Below are 12,174 nucleotides of genomic sequence, written 5' to 3' on the forward strand. Positions count from 1 at the left end.
AGCATATTCACACGTCGACGCTAAGTCTTCGTAGTGATTGCTAGAGGGTATTTCTATCTACAAATGATGAATTTTAGATCCTGCGTGTTTCGATCTAGCGTTGAAGCTGTTGTCTGCGACGGAAGTACATGAATCCCGCGCTACCTAGCGCCATCAGCATCATGCCCACAGCAGTGTAAGCCATTGTGCTCTCTTCACCTGTTTGTGGCAGCATTCCCTGAGATCCAGAATTTCCGTTTGGCTGTGATGCAGAATTTCCATTGCCCTGTGACCCATCTGTATCCGTTCCAGCAGGAGGTGCAAGTGCACCATCCCCATCCGGTGCATCTGTATCCCCAACTGGAGGTGCAGTGTCGTCACCGTTGGAATCGCCTGGTGTCGGTGTCACTACCCCGGAATCTTCATCTGTCGGACTTTCGGTTCCTGCCCCAGACTCTGTAGGTTCAGTTACAACCGTGCCTGGAACCGACGGATTTGACTTTCCTGGTTCCGGAGTTACTGGTTTCTCCGGATCTGGTGTTACACCCGTAGTAGGTGTTCCCGGATTATAAGGTCCACTAGACCCACCACCGGATACCGGGATAACCTGATTCGTTTTTTCCACTACTACAGCTTCAGTTTGTATGTTCGTAATTTCAAATGGTACGGGTGTTGTGTCCAAGATATATCCGTTAGGAGCTTTTATTTCAACCAACTGATATTTATTGATATCCAAGTCTTCAAGTACAATTTCACCTTGTTGATTGGTTGTCAGTGTAGCTTCATCTAGACCTGTTACCTTGTGGAACTCCCAATTCCCATTTGCATCCATCAATGCAGTTTGGGCCCGTAATTCAAACACAGCTCCTTGAAGGTGCTGAGTTCGACCCGCATTGGTTTTAATCAATTTCACAGAACGATCATTTTTTTTATTTTCAATGGTTAATTGAGTTTCCGGTTTGATAATAGATACAAGCGTCTCCGGCTGTTCAATAACAAAGCCTTCTGCCTTGGTCTCTACCAATATATATGAACCATAGTCCAAACCGTCGAATTCAATGACCCCATTTAGGTCGGTTACTTTTGTATCGATGACAATGTTGGAACGATCACGCAATTCGAATTCAATTCCGCTTAATACGGACTTATCCTTGGCATTTACTTTGGTAACGACAAGTTTACCACCTGCACCCATTGCATTAGACTTCGTCAATGTAATACTCTCCGTCTGATTCTCTACAATCGTAAACGGAATTGGTGTAGCATCCAATTGATAAAACTCAGGTGCCACGACTTCTACCAGCTCATAATCCCCTGGCAACAGTCCACCTTTGGCGATCTTCCCATCTTCCCCTGTCGTTAACTCATCGATTTTCTCGCGCGTTGCACCGTCCTTGGAGTACAATTCGAAAGTTGCATCCTTAAGTGTCTTGGAGGAGTCCGCCGCATCTACCTTGGTTAATTCGAAGCCTTGACGAATCTTTTTGTTTTCAATTGCAAAAGCGATATCTGCATCCTTAAATTCAATCGTTTTACCTGAGGCAGAGCCATATTCAGGATCAACCAAGTATCCTGCCGGTGCAGATAATTCTTTTAACTTATAAGGTACACCGTTGGTTAGATTGTTTAATCGATAGTTTCTGGAGCTTTCAACCACACCATTCTCGTCCGTTGGTTTCAATGTTTCCAGAAGCGTAGTTCCAGACGCATTATAGATTGCAAATATTGCACCCTCCAGCGGAACTCCTGTATCACTGACTTTGTGAATTCTGATTTTGCCCAGACCTGTAGAGGCTCCTCCACCTGCTCCAGCCAAGGAAACTTTGATTCCCGACTGATTACCTTCTCCGATTACCGAGGAAGATTGGCCCGCAAATTCAACCTTATTCTCAATTCGGGCGCCATGATCGGCATTAATATAAGACTGATATTCCAAAATGAATGCGGTATGAATATCTTTCTTGAAGGTGAAGGTAAATGTATTGCCCTCCACGTCCAATTCATAATCAGCCGGATCAACGAGTCCAGCTTTGGTGGATACATTGCCTGAATTGTTGGCTGGTAAATTGGTCGCATATAATTTCAATGAATCAGCCAATAAAATCTGGTTCTCTGACAAGGTATCTGTTAATTGGTTACCCGCAGGAATGAAAGATTGACTTGGATTGATATTTACCGTCCATGATGCTTTATCCGTTGTACCTTCTTGCTTGCCTGCTTTGCGCACGTATACACCACCGTTGGCAGGTGTAACACTGGCTGATCTATTAAATCGTATTGCACCACCCTCACCATCCGTCAGAACAGCCTGATTGGCATAAGCGCCTGCGACAGAATATGGTCCATCCAGACTTGTTTGGTACTGAATGCGATAAGCCATTTTGCCCATGTTACCCAGATCCAACGCAAAACCTTTACCGTCCGGGTTCAGCTGGAATTGACCAGGTGTGAGCGGAACCTCGCTACCTACAGCAGTAACATTATTGGCCCCCTGCAACTCTAACTCATGAACTTTCAATGAGCCGTCTACGAAAGATTGGTCTCCAGTGTAAGCATCCTTAAGGATTGCATCCTTAATATCGAACAAATTGTAGTTTACATCGATTGTCCAGGTGATCTTTTTATCTTTGGCGCTATATTCACCCTTTTTGTTACCATTTTGAATCGTGTAGTCCTGCGGTTTGACTGCAGCAGATTTGGTAATCGAAGTCTGTTTTACATCAGACTCTTCCCAATCGATCTTCGCCGAGTTGCGATATTCATCATTCGTTGGCATACCTGCTGTCGGATCGAAGCTTGTCTTATAAGTGATAACATGCTCCGTACTAAGCGTTACGCCGTCCTTCAAGCGAAGTGAGAATCCTTTTTCATACGTTGGATCAGCCGGGTCTGGAGTCAGTTCAAAGTCCTCTTTGTTAACACCACTCACTTGAAGACTACCCGGAATCAGTTTCATATGTCTGCCTTCGTAATTGTCGGTGATGACGATATCCGTCATGTCCTGCAAATCACGGTTCAAAACAATCTGCCATTCGATTTCTTTTGTGTTGAAGTTTTCACTTTTTACACTCTTTGCAAAAATGACTTCCTGAATGTCTCTTCGGCCTGTTTTGGAAGTACCATCATACATGTTCACTGTGTTCGTAATGGTGTCGTTTGTATAAACACGATGAATGGATTGTGTATCATATTCGATCTCATAGGCCTTTGTAATATCGTTCTTAAAATGTAATCTGAAGCCATCATCGAACCCTGTACCCATTGCTTCGAGTGTATATTCATTTGGATTGATCAGTGTTCTGTTCGAAGCCGCTCCACTTGTATTAATGTCCACTTGATACACTTTGACGGAATTGTTGATCAGTTGCTGTTTTGCCGTATCAAAGCGGTCTTCAATCCATGCATTCGTTTGCAAGATTTCTTGCTGATTATAGTTATATTGCACTTTCCATGTGACCGTCTGTGTCACCGGATCATACGCACTATCTTGCCCTGATTTGTTCAAAGGCTCATTAAAACTCACACGAACTCGGCCAATATCTGTTTCGTTGTGCTCGCTCTGATCCGTTGTAAGCGCAACCTGGTTTTGATACTCCACGTTGGTGAACGGAGCAGTGGTTGGTGCTTTAACACTTGTCGTGTAGGTTACACGATAGGCCTTATCTGTATCTCCCAATTGAATTGGAAACTGTGGTTCCGTTTGAACTACTGGGCCTTCTTTTACAGATCCATTCAATTGCACTTCCAATTCGCGAATTTTGATATCGCCCTTGAGCTCCAGCTCTGCTGGGAACGTGTCTGCAAGAACAGCATTTTTCATAGCCTTCTCGCCTTGGTTAAAATCTACGGTCCATTTAATTTCATCCGAGTTGAAGTTACTTTTGTTTGCGCTTCCCGATTTCTTCAACTTATCTACAGCTGTGTTGGCAAAATGTACATCAATGATGCCCTGCCCTACGGAACTAAAGTCTATCTGTTGTTTCAAGCCATCTTCCATCTTGCTCTCATCGAACTTAATCCACACGTAGAAGTTGCCTTCCAGCTTCGCATGCTCGATCAGTTCATTAAAGGTAAAGATGATTGTGCCATCTGGATTCACCACATACTCCCCAACACCGCCATCCAGATTACCCTTAAGCTGCGATCCGATGATGAATTTATCGGGCAAGTTAAAGGTGAACGTAGAGCCATCGCTGTAGTTGTGGTTGTCATCTGCAAGTCCCCATGTAAAGACTACAGCCACCTCATCCTGAATGCGTGGTCGAATATCCTCGATTTTATCTCCTTTGACTTCAATCGTGCCATTCCCGTTGTCTTCTGGTGCCTGATTGTACATCTGCACACTGGTAATCAATTGATCTGTAATTACCGGACCTGCAGCTGCGACTGCTAAACTGCTCTGGTTGAGGTTTCCCTCCCCCTCTTCTTCCGGAGTGGCAGCAACGTCAACGTTGTCCACCTCTTCCGAATCTGCCAAACCTTCTTCTGACGCTGTATCGCTGATTGCACTGGCTGGCAAGTTAGTTAATTCATCCTGAGCATGCATTGTTGGTGTAAATATCCAACCCTGCATCATTTGCGTGACCAGTAACAGAGCAATGATCACTATGCTCACTTTTTTCCTCATTTTTTGCATATCCTCCTCGTACGTAGTGTTGGCATACGCCGAAGATTAGAATAGCAAAGCGACATATACAAAAAATAGACAACACTAGAATCTTCGTTTTTGAACACATAATTGAACACAAAAAAGGATACTCCTCAAGTGGAGCATCCTGTTCAAAGCGATTGTTATAATGTCCAGTTAATTTTGACGCGCAGATCCGTAGTACCTTCCATTTTGGACACATAATAAGATATCGATTTCATGCCAAGCTGGTACAAATCCTGCAAATCTTCAATCAGCCCAGCCTCCGTACCCTTGTACCTGAACGTGAGCGAGGTTCCGCCTTCCTTCAGCTTACTCTGAACTTTGGTCTTCAGCCCAGCATGGCCTTTAACAGCATCCTGTTCATCATACAGGGAATAGTCCAGAGCATGGTACAGCTTCTGATATGCGGCTTTTTTGCTATCTCCAGCCTTCACCAGCTTTAATAAAGCTTCTCGATATGGGGCAGGCGCAGCGGGGTACTTGCTTTTGCCTGTCCAGATATGGTCACGTGCCATCTCATCATCACTCAGCAAATAATAGCTGTGGCTAACCTTACCTTTGCGGTCAGGGGTAGGATCATCCCAGGTGGTGTCCATGTGATACCACTTGCCATCCAGGTTCACGATATTCCAGGCATGAAGCTGCCCGCCCGCTGTACCTTCCACAATCCGGTTATCGATACCTACTCGCTCCAGCATCCGATATGCCAACAGTGAATATCCCTGACAGACGGTACTGCCTGTAACAAGCCCGTCGTAGGCCGTATATTTCTTGAGCGAAGTATCGTAGGATAGGTTAAGCACAATCCAGTCATGGATGACCTTGACCTTCTCATGATCGGTCATGCCTGGTTTGATGATTTCTTTCAACACGTTTGTGACTTTACGATTCACATAATCGGTCTGCTCCTTGGTCTCCCGATAGGAGAGAGTCACATGCACCTCGGCCGACACATTGGAGCCTTTATAATTAAATGCATAACTTTTAACGGTATATTGGATATAGGGGTCACTCTTCATTGCCTCATCGATGGAGGTTTGTAATTGTTTTTTGAGGCCTTTCACATTGCCTTTGTATGTAAAAACAAGTTCCTCCGTTCGCTGTGACATTGCGGTAAGCAAGGTCTGGCGCAAATCTGTTGCCGTGGATATATCTGATGTCCCTGATGCAGCGTACAGTTGATCCAGATCCACCGTACGTGGTAACGCTACAGCAATCAGACAGCCTGCCAGCAGTATGGTGATAATTCGTTTCCCGTTCTTACCCATGAAAGGAACCCACCCTTCTTTGCAAAGTTCTCACGCCCTATTGTATCACAAAAGGCTCTGTCGTCATCTTCTATATCATTTCAACTAAAGAATATTTACACGAACACTCCGATGTCAGAACAACTTTCCGATCGCTGAGTAAATGTTTAGTTGAACTTATATAACTTTCGTAAAAATTAAATCAAAAGAGACCTTCTATGGAAGGTCCCTTTGATCTTCAGTTCAATAAATCACGATTACCCGTTATCTTCATCCTATGATTCGCTTGGGCAAGATATGAGTGATTCCTCGTCTAATACAGGCGATTACCACTCATAAACGTATCTGTCTTACCTTGAAGCTTCGCGAGCCGTTCCAATACCTGTGACGCTTCAGCTACCGTCACTTTACGTGCAGGCATGAATCGTCCTTCAATCGAAGGAAGCAATCCCAGCTTCAGACTCAGGGAAACCGCTCCCTTACTCGTAATGGCACTGGCATCCGCAATGTTGGGAAGATCCGATGGCAACGTATAGAATCCGGCCAGCTTCTCATAGCGTAAAATACGTACAAGCAGCACTGCCAATTCTTCACGTGTCATCTCTTCTTGCGGATTCAAATTCTGTTCAGGGTCCGCTCCGGCAAGCCAGCGCTGATCGATTAATGCCCGAACTGCCTTATAATACGGGCTGTCAGGTTTCACATCAGCGTATAACTTGTCATCTCCGTCCCCACTGTAGTACAGATCCATATTTGGATTAATCGCTCTTGCCAGATAGTTAAACCAATCTCCTCGGGTGATCACACGATCCGGGAATACGCGTCCCTGCTCATCAGCAAGCAATACGCCATGCTGTGTCATATTGCGTAGAGCTGCTTCGGCCACATGACCCAAGATATCCGTAGGTTCGGTCTTGGTTGCAGAGCTTGTGTCTCCGTATAAAAGCTTCCACTCCCCTGTGTTCGCATCCAGCGCTTCATAGTTACCATAGATCGAATTCTCATCACGTGTAGGCATATAAGCAAGATTCACCCCCGCCGGGATGACTTGACCACCGTTCATACCATATCCGCCATAACGGGAATATGCGAGGATCAGCTTGAACTCCTCCAGATAGAGTGCCTTGGCCTCTTCATAACTGATGGCTGGCTTAACATCTGCCGGCAGTTGTTCAGGCGTTGCCGCAATACGTGTATAGAACTCGTTAATCGTCCCGTTGTTCAACACCTGTACTTGTGCCGTATCTTCCTTAACCGGAATTCCGTTCAGATAACGCTGGAACAAAAATGTGCGAGCATCATCCACCTCAATCACGTTAGCCAGTCGGAACTGCTCCGTCGCGTCTGGAACTAGCGCAATCACTGTGTCCATCGCCAGTTTCTCAGCCTGCTTCCGGGTTACCAATTTGCCTGCCTTCTCCTCAGCCGGCTTCTCCTGTTCCATCTCTGGTCCGATTCGTTGCATCATCGTATAGCTGTAGATCTGCCCGGTAACTGCATCTACCTGTGCTGAGATATCCCGCATGAACATATAGGACATATTGGCACTTCGATCGCTCCAGCTCAGACTCCATACCTGATTGTTCGGACTTGAGTAATATCCCTTGCCCAGCTGGTTATGTTCCAGCTTATAACCCTTGGGAATATCAAAGTTCGTTGCGACCCGATTGGCGGCCTGCTGAACATTTAACCTCGTACCATTGGCCGGGACAAAAGGAGTTACATCACCTTTCAACTTCGTATCCTGCTGCAAAGAATCTTCATCTACAGCTTTACCTGTTAATGTATTAATTCGTTCCAACGTATTGGCCTCAATCGGAACGATACTGATATTTTTTGGTGTATATGCAAGGTAATACTGCTGACCCTGTTTGGAAGATAGACGATCTTTGGCGATATAAGCCAGTTCCACATCGAACTGTTCTTCAAACTGCTGTCTGGCCTTCTCTTCTGAAGCTGCCGGTTTCGATGAGGGATACTTGGCTTCAATAGTACCTCGTGAGTAACCTGTCACCAAACCACTTTCATCCACATTAATGTAGACTGTCTCTGCGTCGGATAACAATCCATCATGTTTTAACTGGTACCCGTATCGATACTCTGTTCTGCCAAACAATGACTCTTGTTCGATGGAAGAATACAGATCTCCAAGCGGAGCATATTCACTTTCCTTAAGACCTGGAATCGCTTGGTACAACAGTGCCACGGCCTTTTCTTCAGCTTGAGCTTTGGTTAACTTCACATCTGATTCCGAGACATGTTTATCCAGGATATCCGACGGCAAATGTACACTTAACACTTCCCCTGTGCCTGCATGTACAGTTCCACTGAATCCCGACGTATGATTGCCTTGTGTAATCTGGAACCCGATCTCCCACGCCTTGTAGTCTGGCGGTGGATAGGAATTAGGTGAATCGAATCGTGCAGATGAGATCGTTGCTTTTTTTAATAATGGAAATAATTTCAGTATATTTTCACTGGCTTGCCTGGATGAGATTTTCGCTCCCTCAGGCACGTCATTGCTCGTTGCGTCTAGTTGTTCATTTTCCCCCGTTGTCGCTTCGGTCAACTGCTCTGCTTGCGCGGCTGATGCACTGCCTGCAAAACCTGGTGTTTGCGAAGCAAGCAGCAGTGTTGCCATCGCTGCGGTTGTTGCTTTCGCTGCGAACATTTTCAAACGTAAATTAAACTTCCAATTCAAACTCAAATCTGGACCTCTCCCTTCAATTTCATACAAAGAAGCATAACAAATAACCTCGCATGAATATTGCCAGTCTATTCTATGATACCATAAGCTTCCTTTTTAATCGTCGTTTTCCGGGCAATTTTACAAATGTGAATTTCTGCATATTGCTAGTAACAGCAAAAAAAACGCCAACCACGTCGGCGCTTTCTCTGTTAGCCTGCACTCTTATGTAGGCTGAATCTACCTTGTCAACTACTCGCTTTAGACGAATCGTTCAACTTCGCCTGACCTTGAACATGGGTTTTCAAAAATGGAATAACGGTGTCCCAGAAGGTGGGATCTTCCTCAGAACAACTGTGTCCTCCGCTGTTGACCCATAGATGTTCAACAGGCGGATCGGCTTTGGACATAAAATATTCAAGCTCACTCGGGGGAATGAAATTATCTCCCTTGGAGTGCACCATAAGCATCGGCAGTTGCATCCCCCTGCGCCGTTCATTCAGCATCATCACCGGATCACGCTGACGATAAGATTTCAGAGATTCGCCCAGTCGCCAGAACCAGATTCTCGGAATTAACTGGGCCAGTGGAAACAAGGGCAGACGCCGGCGCCTCAGCTCTGAACTGACGATTACCTCAAATTGCGATGGCATCGAGTCCGTAATCACTGCTGATACAGGAATTCCCTCCGTCACTGCAAGAATCGTACCCAGTCCACCCAAAGAATGTCCAAGCACTCCGATGGCATCCGCATCAATCTCTGGTCGTGCAGTCGTATACTGCAACGCCGCGAGCAGATCATCCCGGAACAGGTAGGCAGATGCAGCACGAACCGGATCACTGGCCCCATGACTGCGGACATCATACATAAACAGGGCATATCCGGCTTCCCAGATCGGACGTGCGTAGCGAAGAACACGGGAGCGATTGGAGCCCCAGCCATGTGCAATAATAACGAGCGGCCATGGTTTTGGAATGTCGGCTCTGGCCGGGATGAACCAGCCATGCACCCGACCTCCCCCACTGTCAAAGGTCACATCCTCAAATGGCATTGGGGGTGTCAGTGTGATTGGAATCTTCTTGGGTGTCTGGCTCTTCACCGCCGCCTTCCATAATCCACCTGCCGTTACTGCAGCCACGGCGAGCATGCCGCCTATCATTGTTTTAGCTTTCACAGGGCATCTCTCCTCTCCGAATTCTGGCATACATCCATCATAAAACAATAGAATGAACGGTACGTTAAAGGACATCGGTTTTTATGATAAAGATTGATCCAACAATTAATTTAAAGGCGCCTTCATATATATACCCAAATATACATATCCCTCATCTGACACTGTAGCCTAGGCTTTGGCTGCTTCCACAAATCTCCGTGCACATGCTGCAATCTGCTCATGATCTCCTGCCACAAGAGCTTCTCGTGGTAAAAGTGCACTTCCCAGACCCACTGCAGCAGCGCCTGCTGCGTAATAATCAGCAATATTCTCCAGTGTGGCACCACCTGTTGCCAGCAGTGGAATATGATTCAGTGGAGCTTTGATCTCCCGAAGATACGGTATGCCCAGACTCGCCATCGGAAACAACTTCACAACTCGTGCTCCCGCTTCATGGGCAGCGACAATCTCCGTGGGTGTCATGGCTCCAGGCCAGATCTCGACACCATGTTCTACAGCATATTCAATGACAGACAGATCGACATTGGGAGACACCAGAAATTGTGCTCCTGCAGCAACTGCTTCCTTCGCCATCTGCACATTCAGTACCGTACCCGCTCCAACATAAGCCTTTCCTTCATGCCGCTCACGCCAGTCTGCAATAATATCATGTGCTCCAGGTGTGTTCAGTGTGACTTCCATCAGTCGGATGCCACCACCTGTCATACCTTGTCCAGCTGTTACTGCCGCTTCACGGCTTATACCGCGCACAATTGCGACCAACCTCGACTCCAATAGTACTTCCGTCAGATTCATATCCAGTTCCCCTTGCTTCATCAATTCGGCAGCCGAAGACAGGCAATCATGGTCACCGCTTTTCCGTTATTCATTATTGTAAAGCATATCCTCCCCTGGATGAAATACATTAATCCATTTCTGAAGTGAATGCGTCTGTCACCAACTCTATGATGTACTTTTATCACAATGCAAAAAACCTCTCTATGGAACATAGGCTGATTCACCCATTCAATTCCACGAAAGAGGCAGTATTTCGACTGAAAATATTAAGCATTTTCCAACACGTTATCCTTCTCCAAATCTTTAAAGTATCGATCGTTATATAACATGCTCGGATGTGTTGGATGATAGGCGAGTGCGATATCATTATGTTCCCGGGCCTTGGCACGGTTACCCATCCGGTCATAACATACACATAGTTGCAGATGCGGCATCCAGGTCCAGGCTGCTTCATTCAGCACTACCATAGGATCATCAGGACGTACAGCACGAGTCGCCTGTTCATACCAGAACAGGGCCTTGCGATAATCTTCACGGTCGGCAAAATAACCACCCAATCGACAGCATATCTCAGCTCTTGGCAAATCATAGGCAAATGATCGGAACAACGCCGTGACTTCCTGTTCCGAATGTTTAAGTGCAGCTTCACAATCCGCAATTTTCTGGCAAGCAGCGATCTGATCTTCCACCCAGCCCAATCCGGTATCCAGAAACTTCTCATAGTACTTCACCGCATCCTCATGCTGTCCATGGTCCTTCAGCTCATTACCGAAATAGTACAAGTCACGCGGCCCAAATTCCTCTCCGGCCTGTTCCCTTTTGCGATAGATCCGCAGATTCCGATCGGTATACTCCTTATCTTTCTTGTGGGTAACCGCTATATCACTATGCAGCAGATTGCCCGCTACAGCCAGGTATTCATGCACCGCACCAATCCAGCGAAATTGCCGATCCCGACGCACCAGACGATTCCGGCGCAGACTGTAGGCTACCTTGCCATCTGCTGTGAATGACAGATTATAATCCATCGTGACACTATCAACATCCGGGTCCAGCGAACGTTTCAAGGCGATCAGTTTCGCCCGATCTTCCGGTTCAAACACATCGTCGGCATCCAGCCACAGAATATATTCACTTTTTGCCTGATCGAAGGCAAAGTTGCGTGCTGCTGCAAAGTCATCCACCCATTCAAAATCAACGATACGATCCGTATACCTGGAAGCGATCTGACGGGTACGATCCGTCGAACCGGTATCCACGATTACAATCTCATCGGCAATCCCGTTGACCGAGTCCAGACATCTGGCGAGGGAAGCTTCTTCATTTTTTACAATCATACACAGGGTAATACTGATCGTCTCTTCGCCTCGTCTGGCCCTGCGGTTAAAGGCAGATACCCCCGGCAGTTCGGACAATCGATAGATGTGGTACGCGGGGAGATGAGTATCGACGAACAAACGAAAACCCAGTGCCTGAGCACGGATGCAAAAATGACGATCTTCACCCCAGAAGGATACATTGGGAATCTGGTCATATGAAACTCCAGCTGCCAGAACATTTTTGCGAATAAGGGTACACGCCCCTAGTCCTCCAACTTCATAACAACCCGGGATCCGGAGTTGCGTTAGAAAAGCAGTCGTTTGCGTGCCCTCGTCCTCC

Annotated in this window: 6 protein-coding genes; all 6 read right to left on the reverse strand. The window is 46.4% G+C overall.

The window, feature by feature from the left end; all coding sequences use genetic code 11:
* Nucleotides 1–94 precede the first annotated feature (94 nt).
* Complete coding sequence (locus MHI12_RS25915; protein WP_405170706.1) at nucleotides 95–4,606, reverse strand: collagen binding domain-containing protein; 4,512 nt, start codon at nucleotides 4,604–4,606, stop codon at nucleotides 95–97.
* A gap of 164 nt (nucleotides 4,607–4,770) precedes the next feature.
* The gene (locus MHI12_RS25920; protein WP_405170707.1) at nucleotides 4,771–5,898 is read right to left on the reverse strand and encodes a transglutaminase domain-containing protein; all 1,128 of its coding nucleotides are present in this window, start codon (nucleotides 5,896–5,898) and stop codon (nucleotides 4,771–4,773) included.
* 292 nt (nucleotides 5,899–6,190) lie between these two features.
* Nucleotides 6,191–8,584, reverse strand: coding sequence for an S-layer homology domain-containing protein (locus tag MHI12_RS25925; RefSeq protein WP_405170708.1), 2,394 nt, complete (start codon nucleotides 8,582–8,584; stop codon nucleotides 6,191–6,193).
* Between the two features lie 227 nt (nucleotides 8,585–8,811).
* Nucleotides 8,812–9,738, reverse strand: coding sequence for an alpha/beta hydrolase (locus tag MHI12_RS25930; protein ID WP_051447016.1), 927 nt, complete (start codon nucleotides 9,736–9,738; stop codon nucleotides 8,812–8,814).
* A gap of 168 nt (nucleotides 9,739–9,906) precedes the next feature.
* On the reverse strand, nucleotides 9,907–10,533 hold the full coding sequence (locus MHI12_RS25935; RefSeq protein ID WP_405170709.1) for a bifunctional 4-hydroxy-2-oxoglutarate aldolase/2-dehydro-3-deoxy-phosphogluconate aldolase: 627 nt from the start codon (nucleotides 10,531–10,533) through the stop codon (nucleotides 9,907–9,909).
* A 248-nt stretch (nucleotides 10,534–10,781) separates the two neighbouring features.
* A complete protein-coding gene (locus MHI12_RS25940) occupies nucleotides 10,782–11,852 on the reverse strand; it encodes a glycosyltransferase (RefSeq protein WP_405173055.1) in 1,071 nt (356 codons plus the stop codon).
* Nucleotides 11,853–12,174 lie beyond the last annotated feature (322 nt).

The sequence above is a fragment of the Paenibacillus sp. FSL H8-0280 genome (genome assembly GCF_045040665.1).
Lineage (GTDB): Bacteria > Bacillota > Bacilli > Paenibacillales > Paenibacillaceae > Paenibacillus > Paenibacillus xylanexedens_A.